General features: G+C 71.4%; 19 protein-coding genes. 7 read left to right on the forward strand and 12 right to left on the reverse strand.

The window, feature by feature from the left end; all coding sequences use genetic code 11:
- The first annotated feature begins 119 nt into the window (after positions 1-119).
- From J2W45_RS13480 to J2W45_RS13490, 3 genes are all read left to right on the forward strand, one after another.
- A complete protein-coding gene (locus J2W45_RS13480; RefSeq protein ID WP_310132731.1) occupies positions 120-1712 on the forward strand; it encodes a SpaH/EbpB family LPXTG-anchored major pilin in 1593 nt (530 codons plus the stop codon).
- Positions 1713-1736: 24 nt separating this feature from the next.
- Positions 1737-2675, forward strand: coding sequence for a class C sortase (locus tag J2W45_RS13485; RefSeq protein ID WP_310132734.1), 939 nt, complete (start codon positions 1737-1739; stop codon positions 2673-2675).
- A 104-nt stretch (positions 2676-2779) separates the two neighbouring features.
- Positions 2780-5077 (forward strand): FUSC family protein, encoded by a 2298-nt coding sequence (locus J2W45_RS13490; RefSeq protein ID WP_310132736.1) that lies wholly within the window; start codon positions 2780-2782, stop codon positions 5075-5077.
- Between the two features lie 19 nt (positions 5078-5096).
- On the opposite strand, the gene J2W45_RS13495 is transcribed toward J2W45_RS13490, so the two are convergent.
- Genes J2W45_RS13495 through J2W45_RS13515 form a run of 5 tightly spaced genes read right to left on the reverse strand, consistent with a single transcriptional unit; the run spans position 5097 to position 9682 of the window.
- Complete coding sequence (locus tag J2W45_RS13495; RefSeq protein ID WP_310132738.1) at positions 5097-6320, reverse strand: sensor histidine kinase; 1224 nt, start codon at positions 6318-6320, stop codon at positions 5097-5099.
- On the reverse strand, positions 6317-6982 hold the full coding sequence (locus J2W45_RS13500) for a response regulator transcription factor (RefSeq protein WP_310132739.1): 666 nt from the start codon (positions 6980-6982) through the stop codon (positions 6317-6319). The genes J2W45_RS13495 and J2W45_RS13500 overlap by 4 nt, the downstream gene beginning before the upstream one ends.
- A 50-nt stretch (positions 6983-7032) precedes the next feature.
- Positions 7033-7779: an FAD:protein FMN transferase gene (locus J2W45_RS13505; RefSeq protein WP_310132741.1), complete on the reverse strand. Its 747-nt coding sequence runs from the start codon at positions 7777-7779 to the stop codon at positions 7033-7035.
- Entirely contained in the window at positions 7776-8294 is a 519-nt protein-coding gene (locus J2W45_RS13510; protein WP_310132743.1) for an FMN-binding protein, read from the reverse strand. Before J2W45_RS13510 ends, J2W45_RS13505 begins: the two co-directional genes overlap by 4 nt.
- Positions 8291-9682, reverse strand: coding sequence for a ferredoxin reductase family protein (locus tag J2W45_RS13515; RefSeq protein WP_310132745.1), 1392 nt, complete (start codon positions 9680-9682; stop codon positions 8291-8293). Before J2W45_RS13515 ends, J2W45_RS13510 begins: the two co-directional genes overlap by 4 nt.
- Before the next feature lie 148 nt (positions 9683-9830).
- On the opposite strand from J2W45_RS13515, the gene J2W45_RS13520 reads away from it, so the two are divergent.
- From J2W45_RS13520 to J2W45_RS13530, 3 genes are all read left to right on the forward strand, one after another.
- On the forward strand, positions 9831-10523 hold the full coding sequence (locus J2W45_RS13520) for a hypothetical protein (protein WP_310132746.1): 693 nt from the start codon (positions 9831-9833) through the stop codon (positions 10521-10523).
- Between the two features lie 69 nt (positions 10524-10592).
- Positions 10593-11354: an EAL domain-containing protein gene (locus tag J2W45_RS13525; RefSeq protein WP_310132748.1), complete on the forward strand. Its 762-nt coding sequence runs from the start codon at positions 10593-10595 to the stop codon at positions 11352-11354.
- A gap of 53 nt (positions 11355-11407) precedes the next feature.
- Positions 11408-12727: a diguanylate cyclase gene (locus tag J2W45_RS13530; RefSeq protein ID WP_310132751.1), complete on the forward strand. Its 1320-nt coding sequence runs from the start codon at positions 11408-11410 to the stop codon at positions 12725-12727.
- A gap of 3 nt (positions 12728-12730) precedes the next feature.
- Here J2W45_RS13530 and J2W45_RS13535 read toward each other — a convergent pair whose 3' ends face one another.
- The 4 genes from J2W45_RS13535 to J2W45_RS13550 form a co-directional block, all read right to left on the reverse strand.
- Positions 12731-13777 carry a YihY/virulence factor BrkB family protein gene (locus J2W45_RS13535; protein WP_310132754.1) on the reverse strand — a complete coding sequence of 349 codons (1047 nt, stop codon included), beginning with the start codon at positions 13775-13777 and terminating at the stop codon, positions 12731-12733.
- Positions 13778-13859: 82 nt separating this feature from the next.
- Complete coding sequence (locus tag J2W45_RS13540; protein ID WP_310132756.1) at positions 13860-14426, reverse strand: DUF3618 domain-containing protein; 567 nt, start codon at positions 14424-14426, stop codon at positions 13860-13862.
- On the reverse strand, positions 14423-14839 hold the full coding sequence (locus J2W45_RS13545; protein WP_310132758.1) for a phage holin family protein: 417 nt from the start codon (positions 14837-14839) through the stop codon (positions 14423-14425). Before J2W45_RS13545 ends, J2W45_RS13540 begins: the two co-directional genes overlap by 4 nt.
- On the reverse strand, positions 14836-15684 hold the full coding sequence (locus tag J2W45_RS13550; protein WP_310132760.1) for a hypothetical protein: 849 nt from the start codon (positions 15682-15684) through the stop codon (positions 14836-14838). The genes J2W45_RS13545 and J2W45_RS13550 overlap by 4 nt, the downstream gene beginning before the upstream one ends.
- A gap of 174 nt (positions 15685-15858) precedes the next feature.
- Here J2W45_RS13550 and J2W45_RS13555 point away from each other — a divergent pair, with 174 nt between their 5' ends.
- Positions 15859-16791, forward strand: a complete 933-nt coding sequence (locus J2W45_RS13555; protein WP_310132762.1) for a hypothetical protein — start codon at positions 15859-15861, stop codon at positions 16789-16791.
- A 6-nt stretch (positions 16792-16797) separates the two neighbouring features.
- Here J2W45_RS13555 and J2W45_RS13560 read toward each other — a convergent pair whose 3' ends face one another.
- The 3 genes from J2W45_RS13560 to J2W45_RS13570 form a co-directional block, all read right to left on the reverse strand.
- Entirely contained in the window at positions 16798-17355 is a 558-nt protein-coding gene (locus tag J2W45_RS13560) for a dihydrofolate reductase family protein (protein WP_310132764.1), read from the reverse strand.
- 41 nt (positions 17356-17396) lie between these two features.
- A complete protein-coding gene (locus J2W45_RS13565) occupies positions 17397-17654 on the reverse strand; it encodes a hypothetical protein (RefSeq protein WP_310132767.1) in 258 nt (85 codons plus the stop codon).
- 134 nt (positions 17655-17788) lie between these two features.
- On the reverse strand, positions 17789-18187 hold the full coding sequence (locus J2W45_RS13570; protein WP_310132770.1) for a MerR family transcriptional regulator: 399 nt from the start codon (positions 18185-18187) through the stop codon (positions 17789-17791).
- Between the last annotated feature and the right edge of the window lie 14 nt (positions 18188-18201).

Raw genomic sequence — 18201 nt, forward strand, 5'->3', positions numbered from 1 at the left:
CGTAGATCACCGAATGAAATGCATGCCGGGACCCGGAACGTCCTCAGGCCGCCGCCGATCCGTCTTCATGTGTGAGACCTCGCGCCGCACCGCGCGGACGGAAAGGAAGCACACAGCACATGAGCGCACACACGCGACACCGGGGGCTCTCGGCCCTCGCAGTCGGCACGGCGTTGTCGTTGGGAGCGCTGGGCGCCCTGTCGACCAGCGTCGCAGCGAACGCCACGTCGATCGACACGTCCCAGCAGGGGCGGATCATCATCCACAAGTACGAGAACCCGGGCAACGGCGACCAGAACCCGGCGGGCACGGGTACCGACCCGACCACTGCGCCCGTCGCCGGCGTGGTGTTCGAGTACTGCACGGTGAGCGGGATCGACCTGTTCGACGGCACCAACCGGGGCTGGGACGCGGTCAACGCCATCACCGCGACGGCTAAGCAGGCCGCGGCCGCGCAAGGCGTGACCCAGCTGGGCTCGTACGCGCTGAGCAACTGCACCCTGCTGCCCGCCACGGATGCGTCGGGACTCGCGACATCGCCCACGCTTCCGCTCGGCGTCTACTTCGTCCGGGAGGTGTCGACGCCCAGCAACGTCGTCGCGCCCGCGGCGCCGTTCATCGTGACGCTCCCGACGCCGGCCGACCACGAGAAGCTCGACGGCGACTGGGTGTACGACGTCAATCTGTACCCGAAGAACACGGTCGCCCAGGGTCCGGCGAAGAACGTCGTCGATCAGCCCGGCAACGGTGTGATCCTCGGTGCGCCGGTCACCTATCAGGTGACCCAGCTGATCCCGGCTCTGGCGCCCGGGCAGACGTACGACAGCTTCGTGCTGTCGGACACGCTCGATCCGAAGCTGAGTCCACGCGCCGCCGTCCCGGTCACCGTCGTGGCGGGGACGACGACCTTCGTGGCGGGCACGGACTACGACGCCGCATGGACGGGTCAGAAGCTGGCGGTGACCTTCACCGCCGCGGGACGGGCGAAGCTCCGAGCCGGCATGAACGTGGTGCTCACCTTCGAGGCGACCGTCACCGCCCCCGGGGCGATCGAGAACCAGGCGTTCGTCGACCTCAACGACCTGAGCCTCACCCCCGGGACGCCGAACGGGACGGACGGCTCGCCGTCCTCCACGGTCGTCACCCGCTGGGGCGATCTGACCGTCCAGAAGGTGAATCAGGCGAAGAACAGCGACGGCCTGAGCGGCGCGAAGTTCCGCGTCTACATGGGCACCACCGACCAGCAGTCGTCGTGCACGGCGGACATCACGGGACTTCAGCAGGTCACGACGGCAGGTACGAACACGCCGTACGTCGCGACCTCCGACGGCTCAGGGACGATCGTGATCCCTGGACTCTGGGTCGGAGACACGGAGAAGACCGTCGCGGCCGACGGCACGGTGAGTGACACGACCGTCGCCGGGCACGACCTGCAGCAGCGCTGCTACGTGCTCGAGGAGATCGCCGCGCCGAACGGGTTCGTGCTGCCCTCGGGCGCCGCCGCGCTCACGCCCGTGATGGTGAAGGCGGGCGCCAACGGCACCGTGCCGCTGGTCAAGATCCAGAACACGCAGCAGGGAGTGCCGCAGCTGCCGTTCACGGGATCGAGCATCCAGCTCGCCATGACCATCGGCGGGATCGCGCTGCTCGTGGTGGCTCTCGGTGGTGTGCTCGTCGTCCGCCGTCGCAACACCCGCCGCGAGGGCGCGTGATCAGCGTCGCGAGGACGCAAGAGGATGCGGCCGACAGTAGGGCGGTACGCCGCACCGCGACGGCGATGGCGACCGGGCTGGCTGCTCATCCTGACGATCGTCGTCGCCGTCATCGGAGCGACGATCCTGGCCTACTCTCCCGCGGCGAGCTGGCTGGCCTCCTACAACCAGTCGCTGGTGGTGAGCAGGTACAACCAGTCCATCGCGAAGGTGAAGCCGCGCGCGTCAGAGCAGCTCGCGGAGGCCCGGCGCTACAACTCCGACCTGTCGGCCGGAGCGGTGCTAGAGCGCAACACCCGGGTCCCCACGGGCAGCGGGAGCAACGCAGGGAAGGCCTACGACTACTGGAGGCTGCTGAACACCCCGAACGGCACGATGTCGCGCATCCAGATCCCGAAGATCGGGGTCGATCTGCCGATCTACCACGGCACGAGCGACGCCAGCCTGCTGAGAGGGGCCGGTCACCTGCAGGGCACCTCGCTGCCGGTCGGCGGGACGAGCACGCACGCCGTCATCACGGCCCACCGCGGGCTGGCGGAGGCGACCATGTTCACCGAGCTGGACAAGCTCGGTCTCGGCGACAGATTCATCATCACGACCTTCGGGCGCGTGCTCGCCTACCGGGTGATCAGCACCCGGGTGGTCGCGCCCGAAGACACCACGACCCTGCGGCAGAGGACGGGGGAGGATCTGGTCACGCTCGTCACCTGTACGCCGCTCGGGATCAACAGCCATCGCATCCTGGTCACGGGCCGCCGTGTCCTGCCCACGCCTGCCGAGGACGTCTGGACGGCGAAGGGGGGCGGGGCCGCCCTGGAATTCCCGTGGTGGGCCGTTGTGTACGGCGGCGCCCTGATCCTGATCGGGCTCTACGGGCGGTGGGCCGGACTCGCGGCGCCGGTCGTCGCACACCATGCGGCGCGCGAGCGGACTCGACGGAGCGGGCGTCGACGCGGCGGCTGACGGGATGCGCTCGGGACCCCTGACCGCCGCGGCGGACGGGCCACTATCCTGTGCCTGGAAGGCGCCCCGCATCGTCGGGCGCCGCAGGGGATGCGGGAGGCCGTGTGCGCGTGTGGCAGTGGCTGGCTCGGCACGATCCGGGCTACAGCGCGCTGCGCCGCGCCGGGCGGGCCGCGATCGTCATGCCGCTGCTGTTCGCCTTCGCCAGCGGGGTGATCCGCAACCCGGACGTCGCCATCTTCTCGGCGTTCGGGTCGTTCGCGATGCTGCTGTTCGTCGACTTCGGTGGGCCGCTCCGTGAGCGGGCCCAAGCGCTGGCGGCGCTCGCCGTGGCCGGTGCGGTGCTCGTGTGCCTGGGGACGCTGACATCCCAGCCGGCGTGGCTGTCCGCGCTCGCGATGGCGGTGGTCGCGCTGGCCGTGCTCTTCGCGGGGGCCGTGAGCTCGGTGACGGCGTCGGCGAGCACCGCGCTGCTGCTCGCATTCGTGCTTCCGGTGACCCTGCCGGGCACTGTGGCGTCCCTCGGGCCGCGCCTGCTCGGCTGGGGGATGGCGGCGGTCGTCTGCATCGTCGCGGTCACGGTCCTCTGGCCGGCACCGTCCCGCGAACCGCTGCGAGGACCGGCGGTGGAGGCGCTCCGGGCGCTGAGCGCACGGCTGCGGGCGGAGTCCGCCTACATGCTCGGGATGCGCGAGGCATTGGCGGGGCGGGACGAGACGGAGGACGGTTCCCTCCTCGCCGAGCGGGATCGCGCGGTCGTCGCGGCCGATGCCGCGGTCGGAGCGCTGCACGAGTCGTTCCTCGCCACTCCGTATCGGCCGACCAGCCTCAGCACCCCGGCGCGGACGATCGTCCGGCTCGTCGACGAACTGAACTGGCTCGACACCGTCATGGCCCAGTACGACCGGTACGCCCGCCCGCTGGCCGCCTCCGACCCGACGCATGACGCGGCGAGGGCGCTGAAGGCAGCGGCGGCGGACGTGCTCGACGAGGGTGCGTTCGCGCTGGCGCAACACGGCGCCGACCCGTCCGACCTGGAGGACGCGCTCCGCCGCCTCTCCGACGCGCGGCGGGCGGTGGAGGCGGCGATGCTCGCCCAGCCGGCCCCGGCACCCACACCGGGCGGCGCAATGGATGAGGTGGTCACCACACTCGACCCGGGCTTCCGGGCACAGGAGCTCGCCTATGCGGTCGCGACGGTCGGCGGGAACATCGGCCTCACCGCACGGGCCGAGCGCCGCACCTGGTGGCAGCGGCTGCTCGGGCGCCAGCCCGGCGACCTCAGCGGCCCGGTCGCCGCGGCCGCCGAACGCGCCAGCGGGTACATCGGCTGGAACTCGGTCTGGCTGCGGAACAGCATCCGCGGGGCCATCGCCCTGGGGCTGGCGGTGCTGCTCGCGAAGCTGACGGGGGTCGAGCACTCGTTCTGGGTGGTGCTCGGCACCCTGTCCGTGCTGCGGTCCAACGCCCTGAGCACCGGCCAGACCGTCCTGCGCGGGGTGCTCGGCACCGTGCTCGGAGTCGTGCTGGGCGCTGCGGCGCTCTTCGTGATCGGCGGCAACCCGGTCGCGCTGTGGATCGTGCTGCCGCTCGGCATTCTCGTCGCCGGCGTCGCCCCGGCGGCGATCTCGTTCGCGGCGGGTCAGGCGGCGTTCACGGTCGTGCTCGTGCTCCTCTTCAACATCATCGCTCCGACCGGGTGGACGGTCGGCCTCATCCGCATCGAGGACATCGCCCTCGGGTGTGCGGTCAGCCTCCTCGTCGGTGTGCTGTTCTGGCCGAGGGGCGCCGCGGCGTCCTTGCGACGTGCGCTGTCGGACGCGTACTCGGAGGGCATCGGCTATCTGAGCGCCGCCGTCGCGGCGGGCGCGGGACCACGCGGCGGTGCGACCATACCGGTCGATGCACACGCTCAGTCGCTCCGCGCGGCGGCGGCGTCACGTCGGCTGGACGACGCCTTCCGCACGTACCTCGCCGAGCGGGGCACGAAGCGCCTCCCCCTGGCGGAGGTGTCTGCCTCGGTCACCGGGGTGGCGGGCGTGCGGCTGGCGAGCGACGCCATCCTGGAACTGTGGCGCGGACAGCCTCCCGTCGACCCGCACACGGCGGAGGCGCGCGAAGCGCTCAACGACGCCCTCGACCGCCTGGAGAGCTGGTACCGCGAGCTGGCGGCGCGACTCCTCGCACGCGGACCGTTGCCGGAACCGGTCCCCAGCGACCCGACCATGGTGGCGCGTCTTGCGGGAGCCGTGCTCGAGAGCCAGGCCCACTCGGCGGACATGCACGACAGCGCCACGGCGGTCCGCCTCATCTGGACGGCGGACTACCTGGAGGTGGTGAGCCGCCTCGAGACGGTGATCGTCGCCCCCGTACAGACGCTTCGAGACGCCGTCACGCCCTGAGCCGGCGGCGGAGCGGTTCTCACGCGCGCCGCGGCAGCCGCACGGTGACGACCGCACCTCCGCCCGCACGGTTGGACGCATCCACCGTGCCGTGATGACGGGTCACCACCTCGGCCACCAGCGCGAGCCCGAGACCGTAATGCCGGGCGCGATCGTCACCGGGCTGCGCGTCCCGGGCGGTCGCGAACCGTTCGAACGCGCGGTCCTCGACGCCCGCCGAGAAGCCCGGTCCGTCGTCCTCGACCGTCAGCACGACGCGGTCGCGGGCGACGGCGACCGAGACGCGGACCTCCGATCGCGCGTGGTCCAGTGCATTGTCGACCAGCGCCACGATCATCCGCCGCAGGGAGACGGGGGCGCCGGTCACCATCGCGTCCGGCGCCGCATCGACCGAGATGGTCAGGCCGCGCTCCTCCGCCCTGCCGTCGGCCGAGCGGGCGACGGCGGCTGCGAGCTCGCCGAGGCCGACGCCCTCGCTCTCCGCCGTCTGGCGCGGGTCGGCCGCCGTGAGCAGGTCCTGCACGATCTCGGTGAGCGCCCGACTGTCGTCGACGATCTCGTCCAGTCCCGTCCGCACCTCGTCGTCGCCGGTGTCCGAGGATCCCGCGGTTCCCGCGGCGACGTGCCGCCGCAGCAGCTGCGCGCGGGTGCTCAGCAGGGTGAGCGGCGTGCGCAGCTCGTGCCCGGCATCCGCCACGAACCGCCGCTGCAGCGCGAGCGCCTCGGCCAGCGGTCGCATCGAGCGGCGGGCGATCACGAGTCCGATGGCCGCCGCCGCGACGGTGGCGATCAGACCGGAGGCGACGAGCGCCACGACCAGCCGGTTGAGCTCCTCCTCCTGCTCGGCGAGGCTGTACGCGATCTGCACGACCTTGCCATGCCGCACATCCGTCTCGGTGAGATAGCGCTGGCCGCCCGCCTCCACGACGCCGGACTGCGACCCCCCGTGGGCGATGACGTCCTGGATCGCCTTCTCGTCGGGCAGCCCCTCCGGCATGTCGGGCGAGCTGTCGCGTCCACCGGGCATCACCACGGTGACGAGGAGGCTGCGCGGGGCGTCGTGCACCGAGTCGACCATCGACGCGTCCGACAACGTCTTCTGTGCGGATTCCGCCTGCCCGGCCGACACGACCGTGTACACGACGACGCCGAGCGCGATGAAGAGACCGAGGATGATCAGCGCGAACTGGGCGGCGAGCCGGAGCGAGGCGGAGCGCAGCTCCTGTTCGTCGGCGGTCCTCACAGCGACCCCATCCGGTAGCCGACGCCGCGCACCGTCTCGATGAGCGTGCGGCCGAACTTACGGCGCAGGTGGTGGACGTACGTGTCCACCACTCCGGGATCGTCGGCGTCGGCGAAGACCTCGTCGAGCAGGACCGCGCGCGAGAAGACCTGCCTGGGCCGGCGGGCGAGCCGCTCCAGCAGGGCGGACTCGCGCTCGGAGAGCACCGTGCGTCGTCCGTCGTCGACCGTGACCGTCCTGCTGTCGGTGTCGAGCCGTCCACCGGGGAAGCGGACGGTCGGCACCACCGAGGATGCGCGCCGGTTCAGAGCGCGGACGCGGGCGACGAGCTCGTCGATGTCGAAGGGCTTCGCCAGATAGTCCTCGGCGCCGGCGTTGAGTCCGTCGACCCGGTCGGGTGCCGTGCCGAGAGCGGAGAGGACGAGGATGGGCGTGGTGACGCCGTTCTCGCGCAGCCGTCGCAGCACATCCAGGCCCTCGATCGCCGGCAACCCGCGGTCGAGGACGATCACGGCGAAGGCGCCGGTCAGCCCGAGGTGCAGGGCGCGCTGCCCGTCGCGCGCGACCTCGACGTCGAACCCCTCCGAGCGGAGCAGCGTGTCCAGCATCCCGGCCAGGCGGCTGTCGTCCTCGGCGATGAGCACGCGCGCCGTGTCCGTCATGTCCGCAGTATAGGAGCCGAGGCCGGGCGCGGCCGGGGGTGCGGAGCCGTTCATCCGGCGGCCGCGGGACGGGCGAAAGGGAGCTCGCCGACGCCCAGGATGCGGCCCGCCGCATCCATCGCCAGCACGCCCCGCGCTCCCTGCTCGATGGCCCAGTGGAGGCCATCGGCACCGAGGGCGAAGACGGCGGTCGCGAGCACGTCGGCCGTGGTCAGGTCGTCGGCGATCACGGTGGCGCTCAGCAGACCGCCGGCGGGGGAGTCGTCGCGGCCGTCGACGATGTGGGATCCGCGCTCGTAGGCGCCGGACGTCGCCACGGCGCCGTCGGTGAGGGCGAGCACGGCGAGCATCGCCGCCGGATCGTGGGGCGACCGGATGCCGACGTTCCACAGTGCGCCGTCGCCCGGGCTTCCGGCGACCACGACGTCGCCGCCCGCGTTGAGGCTGTAGTCGCGGAGGCCGTCCGCCGCCAGCTCACGTGCCGCGCGTGCCGCCGCCCAGCCCTTCACGACACCGTCGAGATCCCACGAGCCGTCGGGCCGGCGGATGCGGAAGGCGCCGCCCGATGCGCGCGCGGCCGCCTCGCCGATCGCCACCACCTCGCGGAAGTCGTCGCTCAGCGCGACAGGCTCGCCGGCGTTGGCACGGCTCAGCTCGCTGCTCGGCAGGTAGGGGCTGAAGCGGCGGTCGGCCGCCCGCAGCACGGCGAACGCCCGCTCGGCCGCGGGCGCCGCATCCCTGTCGTCCCGGATGTCGATGGACATCGGGATGCCCATCACCGTCTCCCGGAACCTCACCGCTGGTCGATCGCCGACTGGACGGACTGGATGTAGCCCTCGGAGGTGTAGGTCGCTCCCGAGACGGTGTCGATGTTCGCCGACTGCGACGACAGCACCTCCTGCTCGAGGATCGGCAGCGCCTGCGCGTTGATCTCGACGTCCCGTCCTTCGCGGTCGGGGGACTGGATGGTGTCGACGGCCGTGATCGTGCTGCCGGAGAAGGTGACCTTCACCTGCACGGCGCCGTAGCGGGTCTCTACTGCGGAACCGGTGATGACCGTGGTCGAGGAGGACTGCGTCGGGCTCGGCGTCGCCGACGGGGAGCTGGACGCGGCGTCCGACGAGCCGGACGTGGTGCCCGAACTGTCGCCCCCGCTTCCGCTGGAGCCGGTGGCGCTCGACGTGGTGGTGGACGTCGCCGCCGGCGTCGTCGCGTCTTCGCCGATCCCGTAGAGCTTCAGGCCGACGGTCGCACCCATGACGACGAGGATGGTGGTGAAGAGGACGGTTCCCCGCCAGGATGTGCTGCTCATGACATGCTCAGTTCTTCTCGGTGGATGAAGCGCTTCGGCATCCGGAGCGCGCGGAGGGACGACTCGGCCCGTTCGCCCATCCCCTCGGGGCCGCAGATGAAGGCCTCCCAGTCGTGGGCATCCGGGATGAGGTGGCGGAGGGGCTCGACGTCGAGCGGGTCGTAGCCGAGCTCGGAGCGCCGCCCGACCAACGGGATGACGGTGACGCCCGGCATGGCCTGCAGTTCGCCGAGGAGGGCCAGGTGCCGCGCCGAGCGGGCCCGGTAGAGGACGACCGGTTGCGCGCCGCGCCGGACGAGCTCCTCGGCGAGGGCGCGGATCGGCCCGATTCCGGCGCCGCCCGCGATGAGCAGGATGCGCGCACGGCTCGCGCGGTCGGCGGTGAACCGGCCGAAGGGTCCCTCGGCGAACACCAGGGAGCCGAGCTTGAGAGCCGGCATACGCGTGGAGTGGTCTCCGATCGCCCCGACCGTGATGCGCAGGTAGCCGTCGGCCGGGACGGCCGACACGGAGTACGGGTGCGCGGACCCGAGGTGGCCGCGGCTGAGGAAGCGGAAGAGGAGGAAGTTGCCGGCGCGGACGCCCAGCTGCTCCACGCGCGGTCCGGTGAGCCAGACGCTGTTCACGCCCTCGCTCTCGGGGACGACCGCAGCCACCCGCATCCGGCCCTTCCACGCATCCATCGTCGGCAGGATGAACCGCCACGTCAGCACCGCGGCGGCCGTGCCGAGGTAGAGCGCGATCCACAGGATGCGGTTGATCGGCTGCGCGACGAAGTGGGCGCCGCCGCTCAACTGGTGGAAGAACGTGAGGAAGATCGAGACGTAGGTCGTGACGTGCAGCCAGTACCAGACCTCGTACGACAGCTTCGTGCGGATCAGCCGGGCGCTGCTCAGGCCGACGACCAGGAAGGCGATCGTGCCGATCAGCGCCGTCAGCATGTCGGGGTAGTTCTGCAGGATGCTGACGAACTCCGTCCACGGCGGGTTCGTGTCGACGAGTTCGCCGCCGAACACCAGGAACAGCACGTGCACGACGATCAGGAACAGCACGGATGCGCCGAGGGAGCGGTGCCAGGAGACGAGCTTGTCGAGGCCGACCGCCCGCTCGAACCACGGCACCCGGGCGATCAGCAGCACCTGTGCGCAGACCAGGAACCCGCCGACCATGCCCGCCAGTTCGCCGATCGACGTGAGGGCGTTCGCAGGGGTGACGGAGAAGCCGGCGGGGACGGTGAGCCACCACATCCCCAGTACGACCACGACGCCGAGCACGAGAGCCGCGCGGACGGTGCGTGCGCCGGCCGGCGACGACCCTCCGTGCGACCGCGGCCGGGGGCGGGAGGGCGCCTGCGGGAAGGGTGCCGCGGCGGTCGACGTGTGATCCATGTCTCCCAGGATGGCGGCGCATTCTTTCGGGATTCTTACGTGCGCTGTGCGGACGCTGATGGCTTGTTATGTGCTTGCCCTGACGCGCGCACGCCCTTCACCCCTCGCGCCGCACCTGCGATGCTGGGGGAGTCGGAAGGAGACGGCCGTGGACGACAACGCGTTCTTCGAGCGAGCCATCCTCGCGTCGGCGGCCGAGCCGGACGACGAGGATGCGGTGCGGCAGCTGCGCGAGCTGTTCGCACCGGAAGAGCTGGCCGCCTGGGAGTGGTACAAGGCGTCGGAACCGCGGATCACGGTGCCGGTGGAGCACGACGACGAGAACGACCGGTACGTCGCCGAGTGGGGCGAGTTCGGCATCCAGGGCACGTCTCCCGCGTCGTACGAAGCGGCACTCGACGCGCTGGCCGCGCACGTGCGCGCGTGGGCGGGCGATGTCCGGGATGCGGGACCGCGGCTCGGCACGACGGCCGAGTTGCGTTCGCTGGTCGACGAGCTGGACGAGCTCGACGACGAGGCGCTCCGCACCTTCCTGCTCGTCCGGGTGTCGTTCGACCGCGGCGGGCTCACCTTCGGCCTGGCGGAGTTCGTCGAGGAGGACGGCTCGACGACGCAGCGGGCGGTGCCCTTCGCGGATGGACGGCCGCCGGCGGAGATCGACCTTCCCGTCGACGGAGTCATGACGACGTACCAGTCGAGTGTGCGCGGCGGTCTCGTGGCCTTCTCGCGGGTCGGGGCCGGGCCGAGCATCGCCGCGACTCTGCGGCAGGAGGAACCGACCGGCGACGTGGGCGCGGAGTTCCCGCAGCCCGGTTTCGGGCCCTCCAGCAGCGAGGCCTGACCGCCCCTCCCGTTGACAGGCGCCCCCGGTGCGGGCACTGTGGCGTGGACGGCCGAAGAGGAGGTGCGGGTGGCGACGACTGAGCTGGATGCGCGGGAGCTCGCCCGCGCGATCGCCGCCCATCAGCTCCAGGTGCACGTTCAGCCGCAGATCGACCTCGCCTCCGGCGCCGTCGTGGCGGTCGAGGGCCTGTGCCGGTGGACGCATCCCACACGGGGTCCCGTACCGCCCGCCGAGTTCGTCGCGCTGGCCGAGGCGACCGGCGTCATCCACGACCTCGGCCTGTTCGCCCTGCGTGAGTGCTGCCGCATCGGCCGCGAGTGGCGGGAGCGCGGCTACGACCTGGCGGTCGCCGTGAACGTCTCCCCGCTGCAGCTCGAGACGGACCGCTTCTTCGACGAGCTCGAACGCCAGCTCGCGGACTCCGGACTGGCTCCGGCGGACCTCATCGTCGAGGTCACCGAGGCTGAGCGGATCGCCGACTACAGCGCCGTCACCGGCCGGCTGGACATCATCCAGAAGTGGGGCGTCACCGTATCCATCGACGACTTCGGATCCGGGCACTCGTCCATCGAGCGTGCGCTCGCCGTCCACGCCCAGGAGCTCAAGCTCGACCGCAGCCTCATCGCCGGCGCCGACTGGGAGGCGGTCGCCGACGCGGTCGCTCAGGCGAAGACGGGCGGTATGCGCGTCGTGGCGGAGGGCATCGAGACCGCCGACCAGCTGGCCGCCGTGCGCTCGGCGGGGTGCGATCGCGGCCAGGGGTATTTCATCGCGCGTCCGACCGATCCGGATCGTTTCGCCGACTGGTTGCAAACATTCGTAGGCTAAATTCATTAGGTGAGCCCTCGGACGGCGGCTCAGCCAGACGAAGGAGACGAGCGGTGCGCCCCATTGCTGCGGACGACCTGCCCTGCGCCATCGTGCGGCTGGATGCGGAGGGCCGGATCGTCGAAGCGAACGATCTGTTCGCCGAGTGGACCGGTCTGCCTGTGGCCGAGCTCACGGGACGGCCGTTCAAGTCCGTCCGGCAGCGGTTCGCCGGCGTGGGCGGACGGTCGGAGGGCATGGTGCGCCTGGCGCACCGCGACGGGTCGTACCGCCCGGTGATCGTCGGCCGCGAGGACTCCGGCGACGGGGCGGTCCTCGTGCTGGTCGACGCCGCCGACCGCGCCGAGCGCGAGCGGGAGCTGATGCGGTCGCAGGCGCTCCAGGAGCGCACCCGGAACCGGCTGGAGCTCATCATCGACTCCTCGATCGCGTTCTCGGCGGCGACCAGCGAGCAGGAGCTGGTCGACATCCTGGCCACGACCGTCGCGAAGGCCTACCAGGCCGAGCAGTCCGCGGTCTTCCTCCGGGACGAATGCGGCGGATTCCTGCAGGCGTCCGGCGACAACCCGCTGCACGGGATGCCCGGCGGCGAGACTCTCGTCGCCCAGGCCTCCGGGCTGCGGAACGTGCTCGCCGTGAGCGGCGCCGCTGCCGCCGACGAGGTGACCCCGGTGCTCGGCGCCGCCATGCGCGGCGCCGGAGTGCATGCGGTGCTCGTGGCGCCCATCCAGCACGACGATCTGCTGTTCGGTGTCTTCGTCGCCTTCTTCCTGCACCCGCGGCAGTTCGACTCGGAGGCCGCTCCGCTGGCGGACGCGCTCGCCGGACAGGCCGCGCAGGCGATCACCACCCTCCGCCTGCAGCGGCAGCTGGAGCACGCGGCCATGCACGACGAGACGACCGGGCTGCCGAACCGCCGTCGGCTGGAGACGCAGCTGCTCGAGTACGGCCGGGCCACTCCGGCCCTCGTCGCCACGCTCTTCATCGACCTCGACGGCTTCAAGCGTGTCAACGACGGTCTCGGCCATCACGTCGGCGACCTGCTGCTGCGGGAGGTCGGACGACGCCTGCAGGAGGTGGTGCGGCAGGAGGACCTGGTGGCCCGCTACGGCGGCGACGAGTTCGTCGTCGTCTGCGAAGTGCCCGAGGTCGCCGCTGCGGAGGACGTCGCCGACCGCATCCGCCTCGCGATCGGCCTGCCCTTCGCCGACCTGCCGGAGGGATTCCCGATCAGCGCCAGCATCGGGATGTCGATCGCCCGGACGAGCGACCCGGGCTGGAACCCGGACCGGCTCATCCGCGAGGCCGACCACGCGATGTACTCAGCGAAGAACGCGGGCGGCAACCGCGTGGTCGGCAGCTCGATCGACTGACGGTCAGTCGGCGTCCTCCCGCACCTTGCGGGCCTCGTCGATGAGCTCCTCCTCCTTCTGCTCCGACTTCTCGCTGAGACGGGTGTCGCGCGGCGGCAGCTGGATGGTCTCCTCGGCCGCCATGCCGGCCTGCAGTTCCCGGCCGCGCTCGGTCTCGGCGTCGAACTCCGCTCCGAAGAGAAGCGCGAGGTTGGCGATCCACACCCAGAGCAGGAAGACGATCACCCCGGCGAGCGGACCGTACGTCTTCTCGTAGTTGGCGAACGTCGCGACGTAGAACGCGAACAGCAGAGTCGCGACAGCGAGCACCACGATCGCGATCACGGCGCCCATGCTGATCCAGCGGAACTTCGGCTGCTTGGCGTTGGGGGCGGCGTAGTACAGCACCGCGATGATGACGACGACCACCAGGAGCAGGACCGGCCACTTGGCGATCTCCCACGCGATGCGCGGACCGGCGCCCAGGCCCAGAGCGTCACCGATGGCCTTGGTGACGGGACCTGAGACCACGAGGATGAGTGTGACGATGGTGACGAGCACCACGGTGATGACGGTCACCACGAGCTGCTGGGGCTTGAGCTTCCAGAACGGCCGGCCTTCGTCGATCTCGTAGATGCGGTTCATCGCGCGGGAGAACGCCCCCACGTAGCCGGAGGCGGACCAGATGGCGACGACGATGCCGAAGACCAGCGCGAACCCGGATGCCGGGGAGTTCACCGCGTTCCGGATGGGGCCCTCCAGCAGCTGCGCGGTGGAACCGGGCGCCACCTGCTTCACGATCCCCATCAGGGCGTTCGTAGCGGAGCGTCCCTGCCCCACGACGCCGAGCAAGGAGACGAGGGCGATCAGCCCCGGGAACAGCGACAGGATGCCGTAGTAGGTCAGCGAAGCCGCGATGTCCGTGCATTTGTCGGTGCTGAACTCGCGCATGGTGCGCTTCAGCACCAGCTTCCAGGACGGCTTGTCGAGGTGGTGCGGACTCTCCGGCTTGCGGGAGTCCTCGGGGGAAGGGGCATCGGCCAGGCGCTTGCTGGCCCCGACATCGCTCATCGTCGGATCCTCTCGGTGCAGTGCTTTTAAAAGGGGCGGCGGCCGGCCCGGGGGAGGCCGACCGCCGCGCGGGGAGGGAGTTCTACTGGTCGGACTGCAACCGCTGCTGCGACTGCTTGGCGTCGTCGGCGACATCGCTCGCGCGGTCGGTGGCCTCCTCCTTGACGGTGGACACCCCCTCCTGCGCGGTCTCCTTCACCGACTGGACGGCCTGCTGGGCCGGCTCCTTGAGGTCGTTCGCGACCTGCTTGCCGACGTCGGCCGCCTCCTGGAGCAGGGGCTGTGCCGCATCCTTCGCCGAGGATGCGAGCTCCTTCTCCTTGTTGCTCGCCGGGATCAGCGAGGCGACGAGGGCGCCGACGCCGAAGGCGATGAGGCCGACGGCGAGCGGGTTGCCCTGCGCCTTGTTCACGACGGTGCGGCCGGCGTCGGCGACGGACTCGCCGGCGTTGGAGACGGTGCCTCCCACGTCGTCGGCGGTGCCCATCACCCGGTCGCTGAGGGAGTGCCAGGCGCCTTTGACCTTGCGGGTCTGGCGGTCCACGATCTTGCTGGGCGTGACCTTGTCGGCCAGTGCGTCCACGTCTCCGCTCAGATTGCGGCGCGTGGCCTCGATGTCGGCGCGGATGGCGTCGGGGTCGTCACTCATCGGTTCTCTCCGTTCGGTTTCAGGGTCGGGGGGATTTCCTTGACCGTCTCGACGGTCTGCGGTGCGCCTTTCACGGTCGCCAGCTGCTTGCGCCCGACCAGGTACAGGACGAGCGCGACGATCGCCCAGATCACGGCGACGATCACCGCGGACCAGGCGTTGCCGACCAGGTAGCCGAGCGCCCACCACAGGGCGATCGACAGGAAGAACACCGCCATCAGTCCGGCGTAGCCGGCGCCTCCCAGCAGCCCGGCGCCCTTTCCGGCGCGCGTGGCGGTCTGCCGGATCTCGGCTTTGGCGAGTTCCATCTCCTGGCGGATCAGCGTGGAGAGATCGCGACTGACCTCTCCGAGGAGCTCGCCCAGCGAACTGTTCGCTGCGCGATCCTCTGCGGCACTGGGCTGGTCGGTCATGCCCGGCCTCCGGTGTAGCCGGCGCCCGGCAGCTCAGGCTGGTCGGTGACGCCGTCGTCGTACAGGTCGCCGTCGGCGACCGTCCCCGTGCCGCTCAGGCCGGTCGTGCTCGCGCCGGTGTAGCCCGTGGTGTCGGTGTAACCGGTCGTGCCGGTGTACCCGGTCGTCCCGGTGTATCCGGCGGCGGTGGTGCCGGTCGAGCCGGAGCTGCTGCCGCTGTCGGAGTCGTTCCCGCTCGCCAGAGCGCGGGTCAGGCGTCCCGCGAGCGCGCCGGCGATGGCCGCCGCGGCGATGAACGTGCCCGGGTTGCGTCGTGCGTACGACTTCACCTCGTTGAGAAGCGAACCGGGGTCGCGCTGCTCGAGCCAGCCGGCGATCGAGTGGGTGCGCTGTGCGGCCTGCCGGACGAGGTCGCTGGCGACGCCGCCCTGCTCGGAGGACGAGGCCATCTGGTCCAGCTCGTCGCCGACGGAGCGCAGACCGCTCGCGACCCGCTCCTGCTGCTGGGCCGCCTGGTCCCGCAGCTCGCGCTGGGTCTGGTGGTACAGGTCTCTCGCCTGCGACTTCGCCTCGCTCGCGACGTTCTTCGCCTGCTCCTTCGCGGTGCCTGCGACGTCCTTGCCGGCCTGCGCCGCCGAGCCGGCGACGCGTCCCGCCTCCTCGCGTACGCCGCTTTGGCCGCCGGTCGAGTTGCCGCTGGTCGTCGTGCCGCTGGTCGTCGTGCCGCCGGCGCCTGCTGCGCCGCCGGGCAGCACCGACTCGGGGAGGCCGGCCTCGGGCTCCAGCGTCTCTCGCCTGCTGTCGAAGATCGGGGTGTCCGCGGACTGGTCGTCTGACATGGTCATGACTGCCGTTTCCTTTCGGTGGATGTGCCCGGATGGGGTGTGTCCCGGATGGGTTTGTGCCGCCCACGGAAGACGCCCGGTGGAGGCGGGTCCAGTCATTGACATATCCCTCCAATGGGGGGTACCCCTGCAGGCAGGTGCGCGCAGGCGCGTGCGAGGGCTACGGTGTGCCGCATGGACGTCCTCGACTGGCTTCTCGATTCCGATCCGGCCATCCGCTGGCAGGTGTTGCACGCGCTCACCGACGCGCCCGCTGAGGAGGTCGCAGCCGAGCGCGCCCGCATCGCAACGGACGGCTGGGGTGCGGCACTGCTGGCCGAGCAGGCGGAGGACGGCCTCTGGGACGGCGGGACCTACCGGCCCGGCTGGATCCCCCCGGAGCGCGACGGCTTCGATGCGTGGAGCGGGACGCACTTCACCCTGCAGCAGCTGGTGGACTTCGGCCTCGATCCGACGAGTCCGGAGGCGCGACGCGCCATCGCCCGGGTCCGCGAAAATGTTCGCTGGGAGCACGCCGGCGAGCCGTACTTCGACGGCGAGACCGAACCGTGCATCAACGGCGTGGTCCTCACCATCGCCACGTACTTCGGGGAGACCGGCGATCGTGTCGCCGAGACCCTGGCCGATTCGCGGCTCGGAGACGGCGGCTGGAACTGCTGGGCGGAGTACGGCGCGCGGGTCTCGTCCTTCCACTCCACCATCTGCGCCGTCGAGGGATTGCGGGCCTGGCAGCACGCGGGCGGCTCCGACCCGCGCGTGGAGGAGACCGCGGCCGCGGGGGAGGAGTACCTCCTCGCGCGCGGGCTGTTCCGCCGCCGCTCCGACGGCAGCATCCCCGATCCGCGGATGACGATGCTCTCCTACCCGGTCCGCTGGTACCACGACGTGCTGCGGGGGCTCGAGCACTTCCGGCTGCAGGACCGGCGGGATCCGCGCCTGGCCGAGGCGGTGGAGCTGGTCCGGTCGAAGCGGGACGCCGAGAGCCGCTGGGTGCTCGAGAACGACCACGAGGGACCGGTCAACGTCGAGTTCGAGATGGAGGGCTTCCCGAGCCAGTGGCTCACTCTGCGCGCGCTCCGGGTGCTGCGCTGGTGGGATGGCGACTGAGCGGACTCAGTTCTGTACGGCGTAGTGCAGGGCCACCGTGCCGTTGCCGAAGCGGCGCTCGTCGCGGAGCTCCAGCCCGAGGCGCTGGCCCAGCGGCAGGGCGGGCGTGCCGCCGCCCACGGCTACGGGCACGAGCATGAGCCACACCTCGGCGACCAGGCCGGCGGCGAACGCGCGGGCCGCGAGGGTCGGCCCGCCGATCGACACGTCGTGCTCGGCGTCCTGCACCAGCGTGCGCACCGCATCCGGGTCGAAGGTCCGCTCCAGCCGCGTGCGGGGAGTGGTCACCTCGGCGAGGCTCGACGAGAAGACGATCTTGTCGGAGTCCCGCCAGGCGGCCGCGAACTCGGCCGTCACCGGATCGTCCTCCGCCCCCGGCATGTCCTGCCAGACCCGCATCGTCTCGTACATCCGGCGCCCGTAGAGCACGGTGCCGACGCCCCGTTCCAGAGCGTTCGCGAAGGCGTGCACCTCCGCGTCCGGCGCGGCCCAGGCGAACGAGCCGGCGGCGTCGACCGTGTAGCCGTCGACGGAGGCGATCGCGGAATAGAGGAGGCGTCCCATGCCCGGGACTCTAGGCGACGGCGCGCCTGATCGGCCAGGGCTCAGCCCAGTTGCGGCAGGAGCACCTTCAGTGCGCGCAGCTCGTCGCCGAAGACCCAGGGCACCGCGATGTCGAGCACGAAACCGATCCCGACGAGGAGGAGCGCCATCCCGGCGGCGATCAGCAGCAGGGTGATCGCGAGCTGCAGGTACGCGTTGCCGGTGACGGCGGCGAGCAGCCCCCGCGCCCGCCGCCGCACCGGTTCCGACGGCGTTCCGAGCGTCGGTGCGGTTCGCAGTCCGTGGCCCAGCGTCGTCATCGGTCTCCCCCTTCGTGTCCGGCCCGGGAGCACTGCGCTGCGAGCCGACGTTCCGAGTCAACCGTGAGCGCCGCCGGAGGGCATCGACCGCAGGTGGGGGATGGGTCATCCCTGGGGATGATCCGGGCGACCGGTCAGGGCAGGGGGACGGTGCACCCGCAGCCGTGCTCCGGCTCGGGGATGCGGTGCTCGGCCCCCGCGAGCCGCCGGGCCAGCAGTTCCCGGCGCCGCTCGAGCTGCGCGATGGCGCTGTCGAGCTCGGCGAGGCCGTCGCGGTAGGCGTCGCGGGATGCGGGGCACTCGTCACTGTGCGCGTGACCGGACCCGAGGCACTCGATGAACGGGCGCGCCTTGCCCGGCGGGATGCCCGTGGCGGCGAGCTCCCGGATCTCCCGCACGGCGCGCAGGTGCTCGTCGCCGTACTCCCGATAGCCGTTGCCCAGCCGCGTGGGAGCGACCAGGCCGAGTCGCTCGTAGTAGCGGACGGCCTTCACCGTCACTCCGGCCCGTTCGGCCAGCTCGCTGATGCGCATGTCGTCCTCCGCCG

The sequence above is a fragment of the Leifsonia shinshuensis genome, assembly GCF_031456835.1.
In the GTDB taxonomy this organism is placed as follows: Bacteria; Actinomycetota; Actinomycetes; order Actinomycetales; family Microbacteriaceae; genus Leifsonia; species Leifsonia shinshuensis_C.